At 41.1% G+C, this 17,030-nt stretch carries 14 protein-coding genes and 1 pseudogene; 8 read left to right on the top strand and 7 right to left on the bottom strand.

Annotated features, from left to right (window positions below; translation table 11 throughout):
• Positions 1 to 2 precede the first annotated feature (2 nt).
• The 5 genes from JMN17_RS17970 (at position 3) to JMN17_RS17950 (ending at position 5,786) form a co-directional block, all read left to right on the top strand.
• Positions 3 to 2,450 (top strand): CD3337/EF1877 family mobilome membrane protein, encoded by a 2,448-nt coding sequence (locus tag JMN17_RS17970; protein WP_202328739.1) that lies wholly within the window; start codon positions 3 to 5, stop codon positions 2,448 to 2,450.
• Positions 2,447 to 3,436, top strand: a complete 990-nt coding sequence (locus tag JMN17_RS17965) for a bifunctional lytic transglycosylase/C40 family peptidase (RefSeq protein ID WP_202328737.1) — start codon at positions 2,447 to 2,449, stop codon at positions 3,434 to 3,436. The genes JMN17_RS17970 and JMN17_RS17965 overlap by 4 nt, the downstream gene beginning before the upstream one ends.
• Positions 3,437 to 3,450: 14 nt before the next feature.
• A complete protein-coding gene (locus JMN17_RS17960; protein WP_202328735.1) occupies positions 3,451 to 3,957 on the top strand; it encodes a hypothetical protein in 507 nt (168 codons plus the stop codon).
• Between the two features lie 62 nt (positions 3,958 to 4,019).
• Complete coding sequence (locus JMN17_RS17955) at positions 4,020 to 4,397, top strand: cystatin-like fold lipoprotein (protein ID WP_445291683.1); 378 nt, start codon at positions 4,020 to 4,022, stop codon at positions 4,395 to 4,397.
• A gap of 216 nt (positions 4,398 to 4,613) precedes the next feature.
• Positions 4,614 to 5,786 carry a Rap family tetratricopeptide repeat protein gene (locus JMN17_RS17950; RefSeq protein WP_202328732.1) on the top strand — a complete coding sequence of 391 codons (1,173 nt, stop codon included), beginning with the start codon at positions 4,614 to 4,616 and terminating at the stop codon, positions 5,784 to 5,786.
• A 263-nt stretch (positions 5,787 to 6,049) separates the two neighbouring features.
• On the opposite strand, the gene JMN17_RS17945 is transcribed toward JMN17_RS17950, so the two are convergent.
• Positions 6,050 to 6,541 carry a DUF6773 family protein gene (locus JMN17_RS17945; RefSeq protein WP_202328728.1) on the bottom strand — a complete coding sequence of 164 codons (492 nt, stop codon included), beginning with the start codon at positions 6,539 to 6,541 and terminating at the stop codon, positions 6,050 to 6,052.
• Between the two features lie 505 nt (positions 6,542 to 7,046).
• Here JMN17_RS17945 and JMN17_RS17940 point away from each other — a divergent pair.
• Together JMN17_RS17940 and JMN17_RS17935 are read left to right on the top strand one after the other, a co-directional pair.
• On the top strand, positions 7,047 to 8,354 hold the full coding sequence (locus tag JMN17_RS17940; RefSeq protein ID WP_202328726.1) for a chloride channel protein: 1,308 nt from the start codon (positions 7,047 to 7,049) through the stop codon (positions 8,352 to 8,354).
• A 139-nt stretch (positions 8,355 to 8,493) separates the two neighbouring features.
• A complete protein-coding gene (locus JMN17_RS17935) occupies positions 8,494 to 9,093 on the top strand; it encodes a DUF421 domain-containing protein (protein WP_176365303.1) in 600 nt (199 codons plus the stop codon).
• A 130-nt stretch (positions 9,094 to 9,223) separates the two neighbouring features.
• Here JMN17_RS17935 and opuAC read toward each other — a convergent pair whose 3' ends face one another.
• Genes opuAC through opuAA form a run of 3 tightly spaced genes read right to left on the bottom strand, consistent with a single transcriptional unit; the run spans position 9,224 to position 12,211 of the window.
• Positions 9,224 to 10,105 (bottom strand): glycine betaine ABC transporter substrate-binding protein, encoded by an 882-nt coding sequence (gene opuAC / locus JMN17_RS17930; protein ID WP_202328719.1) that lies wholly within the window; start codon positions 10,103 to 10,105, stop codon positions 9,224 to 9,226.
• On the bottom strand, positions 10,105 to 10,953 hold the full coding sequence (opuAB, locus tag JMN17_RS17925) for a glycine/proline betaine ABC transporter permease subunit OpuAB (RefSeq protein ID WP_010331371.1): 849 nt from the start codon (positions 10,951 to 10,953) through the stop codon (positions 10,105 to 10,107). Before opuAB ends, opuAC begins: the two co-directional genes overlap by 1 nt.
• A 1-nt stretch (position 10,954) precedes the next feature.
• Positions 10,955 to 12,211: a glycine/proline betaine ABC transporter ATP-binding protein OpuAA gene (opuAA, locus tag JMN17_RS17920; protein ID WP_202328709.1), complete on the bottom strand. Its 1,257-nt coding sequence runs from the start codon at positions 12,209 to 12,211 to the stop codon at positions 10,955 to 10,957.
• A gap of 333 nt (positions 12,212 to 12,544) precedes the next feature.
• Between opuAA and JMN17_RS22185 the strand changes: the two are divergent.
• Positions 12,545 to 12,712: pseudogene (locus JMN17_RS22185) on the top strand (hypothetical protein).
• 262 nt (positions 12,713 to 12,974) lie between these two features.
• Here the strand turns inward: JMN17_RS22185 and niaP are convergent.
• From niaP to JMN17_RS17905, 3 genes are all read right to left on the bottom strand, one after another.
• Positions 12,975 to 14,177, bottom strand: a complete 1,203-nt coding sequence (gene niaP / locus JMN17_RS17915; protein WP_202328707.1) for a niacin permease NiaP — start codon at positions 14,175 to 14,177, stop codon at positions 12,975 to 12,977.
• A 122-nt stretch (positions 14,178 to 14,299) separates the two neighbouring features.
• On the bottom strand, positions 14,300 to 15,391 hold the full coding sequence (locus JMN17_RS17910) for a toxic anion resistance protein (protein ID WP_087993123.1): 1,092 nt from the start codon (positions 15,389 to 15,391) through the stop codon (positions 14,300 to 14,302).
• 15 nt (positions 15,392 to 15,406) lie between these two features.
• Positions 15,407 to 17,020: a YceG family protein gene (locus JMN17_RS17905; RefSeq protein WP_202328698.1), complete on the bottom strand. Its 1,614-nt coding sequence runs from the start codon at positions 17,018 to 17,020 to the stop codon at positions 15,407 to 15,409.
• Positions 17,021 to 17,030 lie beyond the last annotated feature (10 nt).

Genomic DNA, 17,030 nt, shown 5'->3' with positions numbered 1-17,030 from the left:
AGGTGGCTGTGATGAAGAAAAAAAAGATTCTGATTGTATCGGCTATTGTGTTGCTGTTTTTAACTGTCGCTTCGACTGTAACAGTATTTTCGGCTGATGGAGATACCACCACGCAGCCAAAAGTCGAAAAGGCTGGCGGCGTTGAATTAAAGGTGAAAAGGTTTCCTATCTCACGCTATCAAGCGAATAATGAAGCATCTGGCGATTTAATAAAGGGGGCGTTTGTTGGACTGACAAACGTCACTTTTTCTTTTGCGGGAAACATCGTTCGTGTAGTTGATGCGGGAATGGATATTTTGTATAACTTACAACCGATTGACGAGTTCGCAAACTCCATTACAAATGTCTCTAAATCGGTTTATAAAACTCTAAAAAAGAATTTTGGTGAAGCATTATTCATCTTCACGTGTGGTTATGTCGTCTATCTGTTCTGTGTGAGAGGTAGCGCAAAAGAAGCAATGCGGCGGAGTATTCTATTTATTTGTGTCATGGTGATCGGCGGGCTTTGGATGTCCAACGCTGGTTATTACATGAAAGCGCTGAATGCTTTGTCTGTAGAAGCACAAGGAAAGCTTTTGACTGCGGGAAATGGGTTGGTTGGCATTGTTCAAGATGAAGGGAATTTTGCAGATGGTTCTGCGATTGAAAAAGGAAAGGAAATGGAAGGTACAGTTGCGGTCATGCGTAACCTTTACTTTGACATGGCTTTAATGAAACCTTTTCTAATCGTGAATTTTGGTGAAACGAGTGAAGCAAAAATTAATGAAAAAGGCGATCCGAAAAGTAAATTATCGAGGGTCGATAAACTTCTCTCATATAAGCTTTCTGAGGATGGAGAGGAAGCAAAAAAAGACCATATTAAAGATACGGAAATACGAAAATATGAAAACGAGTCGATGACCACTGGAAATGTCTTTGCTCAACTTGGAGAGTCTTTTATTGCTGTGATCGCTTCTGTTGTGATTGGTGTTCCATTTTTAGCACTAGCGTTTTTTAATTTCTTGCTTCAAATAATCGCTCTCGTGATTGTGTTCTTTGTGCCATTTGCTTTCATCTTAGCGTATGTTCCCCAATTAGCTTATTCGGGATTTGTTACGCTTGGACGCTTAGGGAGTGTTTACCTACTTAAAGCGATGTTGGGAGTCATTGTTCTGTTTGTGTATGTCATTTGTTTTATGGTTGATACGTTAATTCCTCCAAATGGTTTTGGAAAGTATCTACTGAATGTTACTGTACTCGCTTTAATTCTTTGGATTGGTTTTGTGAAAAGGGATGCAATTATCAAGTTTGTGACTGCTGGAAAAGTGGTTTCAGTTGATAACAATATGTTGGAAAACATGAGACAAAACGTTGTTCAGCCTGCTTGGGAAAATGCGAAAAAAGTAGGTGGAGCACTAAGTACAGGAACGGCAGGCACATTCACGAATTTTGCAAAGAATTTTAGGGGAAGAAAAGATAGTTCGAATGCTGATGGCGCAACTGGTGATTCAAGTGGAAGTGGCGGTAATTCATCGAGTGGGGCAACTATGGGATATGATAATACTCATGCCATTGCAAGAACCCCGCAAAAAGAGACTGCTAACGGAATAGCTAGTCATAACAGTCGAAACTTAAAACGAAATCCTCAAACTCTATCGAAAGAACAAGCGAAACAAAAAGAAGCATTTGCGAATGCAAAAGAAAATAAACAGCAATCCCATTTAGACAGATTGAGAAAAGACGGGATAAACTCTCCTATGCTGAAAGATGCTTTGAATGAAAGAAATGAGGAGTTATCCAAACGAGCACCTATCTTACAGGATAAAAAGGATGAATCAGCCAGAACAGATCAAAAAGAATATGTTGAACAGCTTCTTAAACAGCCCGATAATCAGCAACAAACTGACGATGCATCATTACAACATGATGAAGAAACTACTTCTAATAGAGCGCCAGTCTTACAGGAAAATGAGAAAGATACAGAACGTACAGACCAAAAGGCATATGTTCATGAAGGACTAAACCAGAATACTGAAACTGAAAAACATCATGACTTTGAAGAACAGAAGGATGATTCAGTTTCTAAGAGTGAGCCTGTAGCACAAGAGAGAACAGCAGACATCAAACGATCAGACCAAAAAGTCATGACGAATCAATCTGAACCGCAATATGGCTTTGAGAGCCCTCAACCTGCAAAAGTAGAAAATCAACCTATTGCCAATAACGAACATAAAATCAGACCATCTGAACCCGCAAAAGTTCATTCAGATGGTATTCGTGCTGGGAAAAAACAGACGGATGCACCTGCTGAAAGCAAGACTGTAATAAGAGAAAAACAGCCACAATCACAAACCATTAAGCGAACTGAACAAAACTTGAATACGTTTGAACAAGTATCGTTAAATGAAATTGCAAGACGCTCTTCATCAAAAGTAGAAGATCGACTGAGAAGGGATGAAAGAACAAGATGATGAGTAAAAAGGTAGTTCTTCCTTTGGTGTTCTCAGCTCCTTTTATCTTCTTTTTTGCTTTATGTATCGTAGTAGTTATGACGATTTCAAGGGAAAATCAAGTCGGAGACGATTTCATAGGTGGTGGGGATGGCGAATATGAAACGGTTGGCATTGCACCAGAAGTGGAACGATTTAGGGCAGTATTTGAGAAATACGCCCGTCAGGAAGGCGTTTTTGACCAAGTGAATATTATTATGGCGCTCACCATGCAAGAAAGTGGTGGGCGTTCTTTAGATATAATGCAAAGTTCCGAAAGTATCGGCTTACCTCCAAACTCCATAACTGATCCTGAATATTCGATTGAAGTCGGCATTAAACATTTTAAGAAGGTTTTTAAACAGGCTGGCGGTGATGTTCGCTTAACCTTACAGGCTTACAACTTCGGTTCTGGATTTATAGATTATGTGAAAAAGAATGGCGGGAAATACACAAAGAAATTGGCACTTGATTTTAGCCGATTGCAAGCATTTAAAATGGGCTGGAAAAGCTATGGTGACCCTAGTTATGTGGATCATGTCATGAGGTATGTAAAAGGTTCTGATAAAAATGTAGCGCCTGTGAATGGCTCTATGGACTTTTATGAAACAGTCATGAAAGAAGCTTTGAAGTATGAAGGGCAACCGTATGCTTGGGGCGGTTCAAACCCGAAAACTGGATTTGATTGTTCGGGCCTTGTTCAGTGGTCTTTTGCGAAAGCTGGAATCACTCTACCTAGAACAGCACAAGAACAACATGGGGCAACAAAGAAAATAAGTGAAAAAGAAGCGAGTGCGGGCGACTTAGTGTTCTTTGGCGGCACATATGAAGGCAAAGCTATTACTCATGTTGGCATCTATGTAGGGAATGGCAGAATGTTTAATTCAAATGACAGTGGAATCCAATATTCTAATCTGAAATCAGGTTATTGGAGAGAGCACCTTGTATCTTTTGGACGCATTAAATAACTGGGAGTGAAAACATGAAAACACATATTGCATGGATTTCGGCTTGTTTATTATTAATATTACTGACCGGATTTTTTACGAATGGACATCAAACATATAAGATTGAAAAGTTAAAGGATAAGAATGAAGTTTTGACAGAAAAAATCAAGGAATTGAACCATATAGAATCAACAAGCAGCGCTTCGGAAAATAAAGCATTTTTCGAAGCATTTTTTAATTATTCCGACATAGATAAGCGATATGAAACAGTTAAGAAGCATACAACCGAAAAAGGGTTTGATTATGCATTCCCTTCTCGTTCAGATCAAAAGCACACAGTCAGCGTGCAAAGTGAATTACTTTCATTGGAGAGTTATTCAAAACCGTTAGATCAATCTCATGAATTGTTTTTAAACATTGTTGAAATTTCAACAACTGCAAATTCAGTTACTACGAATCAAGTACTGATTGTTCAAACGACTATGAAAAAAGAGGAAGATGGTTGGTTAGTCGATAATGTGCAGGTTAAGGGAAATGGATAAAAAGTGGAAAAGATTAATTTGTTTGTTTATACTAAATATTGAAAAAGGAGGTAATGTTTATTTTGAAAAACCTTTTAATTTTCCTTAGTTTAATAATGATGATTGTTTTATCTGCATGCGGAGGCAACAAATATGATAGTGCGATTGATGAGGTAATCAATCAATATAAAGAAAAACAAGATGACAGTGACCCCATATATAAACGAGACAATGCACTAATTAGAGTTTATGACGGAGGCAAATATATTCAATTTGCGTTTTACCTTCCGAAAGATGCTTTTCGTGAACTGACTTCGTATACCTATTATGAGAAAGTCGGCGATAAGTATCAAGAGATGGATGGTATGCCAATGAACGGTGAAAATGATCGTCTTGGCTTATCAAGGAAAACACCAGACTATGAAGAATCAAAAGGTGAAGAAACTAAGTTAGAGGAGTAAACCATGTGTTTGCTCCTCTTTTTTTTCTGTTTATAAAAGGATTGCCGTGATGTTGGCGTCAAGTCGCAAAAGTATTGCTATAACCGCAAAAAAACCGCAAAAGTGTGGATATAATGTACCTTTTTTGCAATTCATCTTTGTAAAATAAAGGGTGTTCTGACATAATACAATTAATGTAAATATTCGCACAATTATTGTAAGGATGGGGGAATTTTTTTGCGAGGTGTTTTGGATAAAGATAAAATTCCATATGATGTAGTTACTAAAAAATTAAATGATTGGTACACTCATATAAAAAATGAGCATCTTGATCAAGCTGAGCGAATAAAAAAAGAAGTTGAAATAGATCTAAAGAACATGGAAAAAAGTAAAGATGCTTTGTTATATTATCAATTGCTCGAATTCCGACACGAATTGTTAGTTAATTATATGAATTCTGAAAAAACAGAAGAGTTAAAAACCTCATATTTAGCTATGAAAAGGTTGGAGGATCAGGGCAATGTTACTGGAATGTTGGAATATTACTTTCATTTCTTTATGGGGATGTATGAATTTAGAAGAAAAGAATTAACTGCGGCAATTACTTCGTATAGAAAAGCGGAATCTAAATTAACCGAAGTAGATGACGAAATTGAGAAAGCAGAATTCTTTTTTAAAGTATCATATGTTTATTATTATATGAAGCAAACATATTTTTCTCTTAACTATGCTTATAGAGCTCTTGAAATATATATAAAGTATGATGATTACTTTATACAGAGATTAAGGTGTCAATTTATATTAGGTGGAAACTTTATTGACTCTCTAGAATACGAAAAGGCTTTGGATACATTTTTGGAAGCGTTGAAAATTGCTAAAGAAATTAAAATAGATTATTTAATCGGGATGGCACACATCAATATAGGTATTTGCTTCGATGAGTTGAAAAATTACGAAAGTGCATCTACCCATCTAAAAAAGGCGTTGAATTTGCTTGAGGTTAATGATCATAGTTTTGTTGCAAAAACTCTTTTTATCTTGACCCATGTGAAGATAAAGCAAGGCGACAAAGAATCTGCTGTTGTTTATTTTAAAAAAGGACACGAGTTTGTAAAAAAAACAAATGAGCCGGAATATACTTCCAAATTCAAAATATTAGAAGGACTTTATTTTTCAGATGGTGAATATGAATTAATTAGTGAGGCTTTTGCATATTTTGATTCAATGAAAATGTATGCAGACTTAGAGAACTATGCAATTGAAGTCGCACAATTTTTTCATCAAAAACAGGATTTCCAACGTTCAAGTGAATATTATATGCTGAGCGTTGAAGCAAAAAATAAAATCAAAAAAGGAGAGATCATTAATGAAAATCAGTCGAGTTATATTGGCAGTAGTGGTGTTAACTAGCGTGCTGTCCTTTTCCAATTTTGATGTAGGAACTAACGACAAAACGATAAAGATTGCTTCCGATAGAGTAGCCGCATAAATAAAAAAAGTCCTTCATTTGTTCTTCATTGAACGAAAGGAGGATTTTCTTTTTTTTCGGTAACTTTTAGTAAGTGGAGTAAAAAGGAGTAAATGTAAATTCACAAAAATAGATAAAGTGACCCAAAACCCTTGATATTAAAGGGTTTTTGGGTTTGTTTCTTAAGGTTAAGAAACCATCTCACCTAAGATGATTTCTTCTCTATTTCTTCTTTTACCGCTCTTCTGTAAGACCACTTCACAATAACATACCGAAGCAGAAACAGTGCCCCGCCGCAGACGATAAAAAGAAGGATCATTTTCAGCCAAGCGAAGAATGTATGGGGAATCCCCCTGTCGTACATCGTGAGCATCACTACCGCAAAAGCAACCGCAATTGAATCTAATCGCTGCTGCTTCACCCGTTTTTTCAATTCTTCTTCGGTGTTTATTCTCGGCAGGAGCATTCCAGATGCCGCTGCCCTGATGCAGTAATATAAGATCATAACAAACAAAAACACAAGGCTTGCAGCCCATTCTTTAAACGGAAATTCAAACATAATGCCGCGGATGATCACATCAAGGAGTGCAAACGCTCCCGCTATCATCCCAATCTCCGTCCAGATTTTTTGTTCTTTTTCTTTTACTCTCTTATTTTCCCCATTCACGCCTGAAAGTCTATTACGCAGATTATTCATGACCTTCCTCCCGCACTTTTACGAATGGCTTTGGCTTACATCTTACAATAACAGCCTGTGCTTCTGCAATGAATAACTCAAAAGCCCGTCGTACAAGCCGGCGGGCAGCATTATAGAAAAACGCTCCCTAGTTACAACTCAACACAAAGACCGATTAAGACCGAATCAGAGCAAGCAGGAGCATATACCGAAGCCGCTTCACTTACGAAATTCCGCTTGCGGCATGCACAGCCATACAAGATATCTGCACCCGGACTTGGCTGCGGCCTTCAGCCAGGTTTTCACCATTCGCCACCGCCTATGTAAGAGCTGATCATGTAGAAGCTTTTCCTTTTTCATTAAAATTTCGATCATCAATTTTTGAACAATGGGCAACAATAGGTTCAAACGGTTAGCTTAGATGGTTGTAAATTCGTTTCTCCACCAATTTCCAAAAGCAAATCAAACAAGCGTATCAGAATCTTACATAAGTAATGCGGCTACAAGTGTGAAATGAGGGTAATGGATGAATGAAATCATACTAAGATATAAAAACTTTTTTTCAGTTCTTGTTCGATGGATTATTTTTGGAAGCATTATTGGTATCATTGTTGGCTCGACAACAACTTTTCTTTTAGAGACAAACGATTATCTAGGAGAAATACGAGAAAAAAGGGATTGGTTAATTTTCCTTCTCCCTTTAGGCGGGTTGGTCTTAGGATACGTCTATATGAGCTACGGAAAGGTATTTTTGAATAATACCTTAAATGATACTGCTGAATTAAATAATCTAGTGATAGACGCGGTTCATGGAAAAAAAAGCGTTCCGCGGAGAATGGGACCTATCGTCTACTTGGGAACCTTCATAACAGTCTTTTTTGGCGGTTCTACAGGAAGAGAAGGTGCGGCTGTTCAAATGGGAGGAAGTATCGCTGCAGCAGTAAACAGGTTTTTTCGTTTAAACATATTCGACAGTAAATTGTTCATCATGAGCGGCATAAGCGCCGGGTTTGGCGCCGCCTTTGGAGCCCCCATAACAGGTGCTGTTTTTGGGATGGAAATGGCTGCTTTAGGAAAGCTGAAATTCGAAGCACTTGTTCCTTGTCTGGCGGCCAGCTTTGTCGGTCACTTTATGACAACAGCAGCTTTGGGACATAAACACGAAAAATTCATTATACAAATTGTGCCTCAAATATCTGTTATGACGTTTATAAAAGTGATTCTCGCAGCTGTTATGTTCAGTCTATTAAGTGTTTTATACTGTCAAATGAGACACGGTATACAAACATTTTCGGAGAAGCTTTTCAAAAAAAATCATATGAAGAGGGCCTTTGTTGGCGGAATAGTCATTGTGGCATTAACGCTAATAGCAGGTTCACAAGATTACAATGGCCGGGGATTAGAGATGCTGCAGCAATCCTTTAAAGAAGATGTTCCTCCTTTTGCCTTCCTCGCCAAACTGGTTTTTACAGCAGTTACGCTTGGAACCGGCTTTGTTGGCGGAGAGGCCATACCTTTATTTTTTATGGGGGCAACATTAGGGAACACCTTACACACATTCATGGATTTACCCATGTCATTTCTCGCTGCATTAGGATTGATCGCTGTTTTTTGCGGCGGTGCCAATACTCCTATAGCAGCCTTCCTATTGGCAATGGAGATGTTTGACGGAAAGGGGTTAGAGTACTTTTTTGTCGCTTGTATCGTTAGTTATTTATTTTCAGGACATCATGGACTATGGCCTTCTCAAAAAATATATGAACCTAAAAGCAGGTTATATCAAATCGCTCACGGAGAAACCATTGAAAATGTCGAAAAGAAAAAAAAGCCTTAGGCATAATGAAATTAAAAAAGCAGTCTGCTGCATTTAGATTCCGTTTGGTGATTATCGCTGAAGAATAGAATTCAAAATTTAATCCACAATAAAAACAGCGCAGGAATTTATTGATTGGTTGAAAAGAGGGGATGTTTTTTTGGATTTCAACTTCATATGGAAATCTATAGTGGTCGTCGCAGGAGGAGTTCTTATTTTGCGGTTAGCTGGGAGAAAATCCGTTTCTCAGCTTACGGTAGCTCAGACTGTCATGATGATAGCTGTTGGATCATTAATTATTCAACCTGTTGGCAACAGGAACATTTGGATTACAATGGTGATTACGTTTTTAATGGTACTCACACTTCTTTTCATTGAATATATCGTTTTGAAATCGGATACCCTTGAGACGTTTATTTATGGAAAATCACTTACAGTAGTCGAAAACGGCGAAGTGAATGAAAAAAATTTAAAAAAACTGCGCTTAACAGTTGATATGCTTGAAGTAAGGTTAAGACAACAAAATATTCAGCACTTGGCTGATTTACAATGGGCTACAATAGAATCGAACGGCCAGTTAGGTTATATGTTAAAATCCGAAAAACAATCCGCGACGAAAGAGGATATTCAAATGCTAAAATCACTGATTGAATCACATCACTCTAAGCCCTCCAATGAATTTGAAAAACCTGCAAATAATATATTTACGGAAGTGAAAGCTAGAAATCATAAAGAAAAACCTAAAGACCATTTGGATTAGGAAAAAGTGATAAGTGACTAAGTCATCATAACCTTTTTACATTCTCACTTAAGGTTTTCTTTGTTGGCTTCGCTTTTCTTGAAGGAAAAAATGAAGGCTGTCGAGAATTACTCGGCAGCCTTCATTATCTTTACTTCTTCAAATCTTCAATTGAGTTAACGTTTTTCATATATTGAGGCACAACAAGTCCCATCTTCACGCCAGTCATACTGGTGCCAATATCGTCATATTTGCCCTTATATTTGGCAGCGTATGCTTTATGGGTATTCGGCAGCCATGCGGAAAGGGATGCATCCGCGCTTCCCGTGGCAATCGCGGTCCACATCGGGCCAGCCTCTACCTGAGTAAACGTTACGTCATAGCCCAAGTCTTCAAAGACTTTGCCAATCACGTTTGTACTGGCAATCTCACTGTCCCACGCCACATAGGCAAGGTTGATTTTGTCTCCCTTCACCTTCTGAACGCCTTTTGTCCACTCCCCAATTTGATCTTTGTGGTTCTTCACATACTCAGCAGCGGCTTTGGCAGGTTTCTCGCCTTCTTCCACCTTGATCATGACTTCACCCATGTCGTCTTGCGTCCATTTAAACTGGCTCAGAAGCTTAGCGGCATTCGGCTGTTCTTTGCTGAAGCCTTTGCGTGTGATCGTATGGATTTCCTCTGCGCTGCCATATGATTGTTTCGGATCATCGAGATATTTCAGCTTATATCTGGAGAACATCCAGTGCGGTGTCCACCCTGTAATGATAATCGGTTTCTTACGGTCGTATGACTTTTTAAGTGTTGCGGTCATCGCGGCGCTTGACGCCGAAATCAATGTCCAGTCGTTCAGCTCATAATCCTTCATCGCTTTGTCGGTCAGGGCCATAATCCCTGAACCGGGATCAATCCCGATGATGGTCTTATTCACCTGTTGAGCCGCGGTTGCATTTTCATCGCTTTCTGAACCGCAAGCCGCAAGTGAGAGCGCCAGCATAGCGGAAACGCCGATACCGATGATTTTTTTAAGCATCAGGCATTCCCCCTGCTTTTCTTCTTCACTTTAATGTTTTGAGTAATGCGGTCCAGCGTAATGGCAACGATAACGATGGCGATACCGGCCTCTACGCCGACCCCGGTTTTCAGCTGTGTAACGGCACTGTATACTTCAGAACCAAGTCCCGGTGCACCGACCATTGCGGCGATAACAACCATTGATAACGCAAGCATGATGCTTTGGTTGATTCCGGCCAGAATGGTTTTTGTCGCAAGCGGAAGCTGAACTTTAAACAAACGCTGAGCTGTCGTAGAACCGAACGCCTCAGTTGCTTCAATCAGATCTGCCGGCACTTGCTTAATACCGAGAACAGTCATGCGGATTGTCGGCGGCATCGCGAAGATAACAGATGCTACAACCCCCGGCACAACACCGATGTTGAAGAAGAAAATCGCCGGCAATAGATATACGAAAGCAGGCATTGTCTGCATTAAATCAAGAATAGGTGTTACAATACGGCGAACCGTTTCTTTCTGGGACGCCCAAACTCCGATCGGTACCCCGACCACAATCGAAATAATGACCGATGTCAGAACAAGCGCCAATGTTTGAAGCATTGGGTCCCAATATCCTAAATAATCGATCAAGAGGAAACCAATCAACGTAAATAACGCAATTCCCCTTGTGCTGATCCACCACGCAAGTGCGGCGAAAATAATCGTTAACAAAATAGATGGTATAAATCCAAGTCCGCTGACAATTCCATTTACAAAAGCGGCAAGTCCGTTTGAGATTCCGTCGAAGAATCCGCCAAACGTCATCGTAATCCAGTCAACAAAACGGTCAATGATATCTGCTAAAGGTATTCTAGGCAGTCTATCCATCTTACTTCACCTCCTGTACAGAAGGATCTTGTGTTTGTTCGTCAGTGCTTTCAGCATTGATATACTCGTTATTGCCGGCAAGCGCGCCAATCAGTGCGCCTTTTACGACAATCCCTTTCATTCTTTGCTTCTCATCTACAACCGCAATTGGAATATTTGCGTCAGAAACAGCATCAAAAATCTCTGTCAGATACGTATCTTCTGGTACAGTCGTAAATTCTGTATTCAAGATATCTTGAAGTGACAAATCAGACTCAGCCGCTTTTTTCGCATCAGACGCATAGATAACACCTAACAATTTCTTTTGTTTATCCACTGCGTAAATCGAAGAAATTCCAAGGTTTTTCATCAGTGTCAAAGCTACGCGAGGCCCTTTATCAATCCGCACCGTTTCAGCGCGTTTCATAATATGGCCTGCTGTGAGGACTTTAGATAAATCAACATCCTCGACGAATTTCTCAACATATTCGTTAGATGGATTCATCAGGATTTCTTCAGGCGTGCCGATTTGAACAATGTTACCGTCCTTCATTAGAACAATTCTGTCACCGATCCGCAACGCTTCGTCCAAGTCGTGCGTAATAAAGATAATTGTTTTCCCGACATTTTCGTGAAGATCAAGAAGCTCATCCTGCATATCTTTACGAATCAATGGATCGAGCGCACTAAACGCTTCGTCCATCAGAAGGATGTCCGGATCATTCGTCAACGCGCGGGCAAGGCCGACACGCTGCTGCATTCCGCCGGAAAGCTGGTCAGGATATTGCTGTTCAAATCCTTCAAGTCCGACAAGCTTAAGGGACTCAAGCGCTTTTTGCTGACGTTCTTGTTTGTCTATACCTTGAAGCTCCAGCCCGTATTCCGTGTTTTCAAGTATCGTTCTGTGCGGGAACAGAGCGAACTTTTGGAAGACCATACTGATTTTTTTCCGGCGGACTTCCCGGAGCTGGTCTTTAGACATATTTGTTATCATGTCACCATCAATGTAAATGTTTCCGGCAGTCGGTTCAATCAAACGGTTTAGCAGCCGTACTAATGTTGATTTACCGCTCCCTGATAGACCCATGATGACAAATATCTCACCATCATACACATCAAAATCTGCTTGATTTACCCCAACGGTTGATCCAGTCGCTTTCAGGATCTCTTTTTTTGTCTTTCCGTTGGCAAGCATTTGAGCTGCTTTCTTTGTTTGTTTCCCAAAAATTTTAGATACTTTCTCGACTTTTATCTTAATTGATTTCTCATCTACACTCATATTTTCCCTCCATATGAAGCAATCTTTATTACCGTAACACTTATGTAACATTCCATACAAACAGCATATACGCTTTTATTCTGTATCATTTCTCTATATTCTTTATTATAGCTCCTTAACCTTGTGAATACTCCTAAATACTCTTTAATCCTTCTTAATTAGTGCATATTGCAGATAAAATTCAGGCTTTTTCTACTATTAAGCGCTTACAAAAAATCTTTTGTTCTTTATATTTCAGGACTTATTGCTCTCGATCTGGAAAAATAAGTTGACTTATTTGCAGTTTCACGACTAGAAACAACCAAATGATCAAACAACTGCCAAATTTTTAAAATGCTGTCTGATAAATCAGGACTTGCTATTATTCGTACGCTTGATTACAGCGGAAAAGAACTCACCTACCGACATGCAGGTCAAAATGCAACATTGTCAAAATCACCGCATCTTACTCATGTGAGAAGCGGGGTAGACGCACCCCGAAAAGATTCGTGGACGAAATAGAGGTTTCTCAATACATATCTGTTTCATATTTTCAACATTATAAAATTTATAGGCGTGATAAGAAGTGATGGTGTCTTTCAATCCATTTTGCGGCGAGGAACCACTGTCGGCACATGTCTTGCAGGTTTTCTATATCAACACACACCGTTTCGGTACTTTACACGATTCTGTTTATACTGCCATGGCGCTCTGCCAGACAAACACGATGATCCGCAGCCCGGGTTCAAATGTAAAAAAGCACCTCAATCGCGAGGTGCTTTTCCTATTCAAGCTCAGTTTGTTTCGTTTCTTTCCCCATAATCAAAATACAAGCAACCGCGAGTAAGATCGCAATGCAAAAGATTGAAAAAATCACTGAAAATGAAATATGACGGGCTGCGAGCGTTCCGACGAGTAGCGGCCCGAAGATACCGCCGATTCTTCCAAACGCCGCTGTCGTCCCTGAACCTGTGGCGCGAATTGCTGTCGGGTATTGCTCCGGTGTATAGGCATACAGCACGCCCCACGCACCAAGATTGAAAAACGATAACAGCATTCCAGCTGTAAGCAGAAGGCCTAATGAATCCGCAGTTCCGAAGAAATAGGCGCTTCCTGCTGTACCAATCAGGTAAAAGACGAGTATCCACTTCCGTCCCGCTTTTTCGATCAGCCACGCAGCAGAAAAATAGCCCGGAAGCTGAGCAAGCGTCATCAGCAGGACGTATTCAAAGCTTTCAATCATGCTAAAGCCTTTGAGCAGCATGACACTAGGCAGCCATAGGAACATGCCGTAATAAGAAAACACCACGCAGAACCAAACGATCGACAGCATCACGGTCGACCGTATGTACTGTCTTGCCCAAACGCTTTTTACATTCTCCCATACCGATGTCTTTTTAGCAGAAAGCGACTCATATTTCGGCGAATCAGGCAGACTCGTCCGCAAGTACAGAGCATAAAAAGCAGTCAGCGACGTCAACAGCAGGGCGGCCTGCCAGCCGAAGCTCGGTATCACAAAGTAAGAAATCAGTGCTGCTACGAGCCAGCCTACTGCCCAAAAGCTTTCCAAAAGCACAATCACTCTGCCCCGCTTTTCAGGCGCAACCGCTTCAGAAACAAGAGTTGAAGCGACTGGCAGCTCGCCGCCAAGCCCCATCCCAATAACAAAACGCAGAATAAGGAATGCAGATAAGCTTGTCACAAAAGCTGAAATGCCGCTTCCGATGGAAAAGCACAAAAGGGTAATGATAAACACCTTTTTTCGGCCGATTCGATCAGCCAGCAGCCCAAATAAAAACGCACCCACAGCCATGCCGATGGAATTCACGCTTCCGATCCATTTCATTTCTTCAGGCGCAAGATTCCACTCCACGTGGAGCGCGGCGATAATAAACGATAATATTCCGACATCCATTGCATCAAACAGCCACCCTAAACCGGCGACACCCAGCAGCTTACGCTGGGATATAGGCTGTTGTTTTCCCATTGTCAACACCTCTGATATGCAAAATGATTACCGTTTAAGTTTACAACTGTCTTTACACAATGTCATTAACTAAATGGTGTAAATGTAGAACCCCCGCTTATATTTCACAAGCGGGGGGCTTTTTATTGCTGCAATGCTGCTTTTTTAATATTATCCTGAAGCTCGGCAATTCGTCTTGCACCATCTTCGCGGAGACGTTTGTTTTCTTCTTCAATTTGTTTTGTTTCCTGCATACCGCTGACGATCGTGTTCCAAGACGATTCAATCGTTTCAATATCTATGCTCGGTCTGCCGGCCATTCTGGCAATTTCAACACTCTGGCTCGAGATGTTTTCCGCATTTCGTTTCAGCATCTCGTTTGTCCGGCGATCAAGCTCGCTCATGGAGTCAGCCACAAGCTTTTGCCGTTTTACTGTGACAGCCTGAATAATGCCGTTTTTGAAAATCGGAATGGTGATGATGAAAGCGGAGTTGATTTTTCCGATCAGCTTCGCATTACCGCGCTGAAGAAGGCGGATTTGCGGTGCGGTTTGAAGTGCCACCATTCGCGCCATATCAAGGTCGTATACCCGCTCCTCAAGCGCCTGAATGCCGTTGCGCAGCGTATCAAGCTGCATTTGCGCTAGCTGATTTCCGCTTGCTGCTTTTTCTTCATATGAAGGGAGAGTGGACTGCATCTCTTCCAGCTTCATTTGTCCGGCAACAACGTATTTTTCAAGCTCCATATAGTAATTAATATTGTTTTCATACATTTCATCGAGCGTATAGTTTGTTTTGGTCATCTCATCTTTATATTTAGAAATCTCAACGTTGATTTTTTCAATTTCTCCGCCGAGCGTCTGGTACTTTTTAAAGATTTTCTCAATCATGCTGCCGCCGCGTTTGAAAATCTTAGCCATCAGTCCCTTTGGCTCGTCAAAATCGTTTTTGTCAAAACGGTCCATGATTTTTCCAAGCTGGGTCAGCATCGTGCCTGAGTCTGTCACGCTTGTCGTTTTCATCATCCCCAAGATGCGGTCAGAGAACTTAGAGATTTCAACGGCCGGCTCCTTTCCGTACTCAAGCAGCTCCATTTGGTTTTTAACGTCAATTTGTTGTACTAGCCGTTTCACCTCTGGTTCCTGGCGGAGCTGCAGGCGGATATCGTCAGCTTTTTGCTGGGAAATTTCTTCGTTTTTATCAAGAATAAGCGGGTTTTGATTTTCTGTTGTCATGCTTTTCTTCTCTCCTTACTTTTGGGTAATCGTTCTGAACAGCCTTTTTACAAGTGAAGGCTCCTTATAGTCCTGCTGAAACACCATGTCGTCCAGCCAGTGGATATCATACTGATCCTCTTCAATAAACTGCTCAATGTCTTGATGGCCGGGAGGGTTATACATGATGATATCGATTCCGATTTCATTCAGGAACAGCAGGGCGGCAGCATCTGAACGCGTGAGTCCGCCGCTCATTTCCGTATGATATAAAACGAGTTTCGGAACAGTTTGCGCATAGTCGAACATCTGAATCAATTTCAGCAGCTTAGCAGACAGGTTCGTTGTTTGTTTAAACAAGTAAATTTGAACATCCTTGACTTGTTCCTGATGCAAAGCTTTAAGACGCGGGTGCCTGCACATTCTCGAAATCGTTTTGGCAATGGCAGCCTGAACGCCCGCCGGAAGCTGCTTGTACTGCCACACATTGCTTGCCATCAGCTTGTCCGGATCAATGTTCCCTTCATGGTCTAGCGCGTGGCTGTAATGAAATTGATAGTTCGATTTGATTTCTTCTGTAAACGGAAAGCTTCTGATCATTTCTGTTTCCTGGTAATCCTCTAATGTATGAAGCCTGTTCCAATATTCTTTATGGTCTTTCGACACGCCCATGATTTTGGCGAATACATTCGGAATCTCAATGGAATGTTTATCGGCTTTGAAATTCGGCCGAATGAAGGCCCGCTCTTTTGCGATTAAAAACAGTTCATCATAGGTCGTTTTCAGCGTAACAGACATCGGTGTATGATCCCTGAACTGCCATGGCTTGTACAGCATGGATTCCTCATGATTCAGCACATGTTCAATTTCCTTTGTTGAGCGGTAGGCTACGGTTGATTTCCGGTCCGGTTTTTCTTTCGGAAACGGCTGAAGCTCCGAAACATCAGGGAGCTTTTCCGTAAAACTGAGCCCCTGCTTCGGATCGACAAGCGCCAGCTGATCGGTTCCCGCCGGATGGAACAATAGGACATCGCAGCCGGCTAACATCAGATAATATAAGAAATAGAGCTGGCTCTTCGTTGCGTCTCCGTACCAAACAACTTTTGGCATCTCCCGTTCTATATCGGTTTTTTCCAGCCAAGGATTCAGGTGATTCAAAGAAAACTTCGAGACATCAAGCAATACTCTGCGAAAATCAGGATGATTCAGCCCCTGCTCATGATGGTCTGCAAAGGTATGTAAAAGCGTCATCAATGCTTTTCTCAAGTGGCGGTGCATGAGGGGGTTTGCATGCTTCGCAATCAGCTGCTCCCCGTCCAGAAAGGCGACAAAACGGCTGACCGACAGCCCTTTTTCTTTCTGGTTGATGGAATGAATATGCTGAAGCGCCTGAAACGTTTCCGGCGCGATCGTTTTATCAAGCGTCTCGCTTAAGATATAAATATGATCCTTAATCGACAGCTCATACAAGTCGTTATAATAGTCCGTTTCATCTATGGGCGTACCCAGTATTTGTCCGGCGAGCCTCGAAAAAGACAGCCCGTGTTCCTTCTCATAGCGGTCCCGCTCAGGCAGCGTCTGAAACAACATGCTTTTCCAATCACCGTCGGCGGGAACTGTTTTATGAATGATTAACTCTTCTTGTCTCATCATATCCTCC

Origin of the sequence: Bacillus sp. RHFS10 (assembly GCF_016757475.1) — a bacterium.
Taxonomy (GTDB): Bacteria; Bacillota; Bacilli; order Bacillales; family Bacillaceae; genus Bacillus; species Bacillus subtilis_G.
The sequence above is the reverse complement of the archived record's forward strand: the minus strand, read 5'-3'. Positions and strand labels throughout refer to the sequence as shown.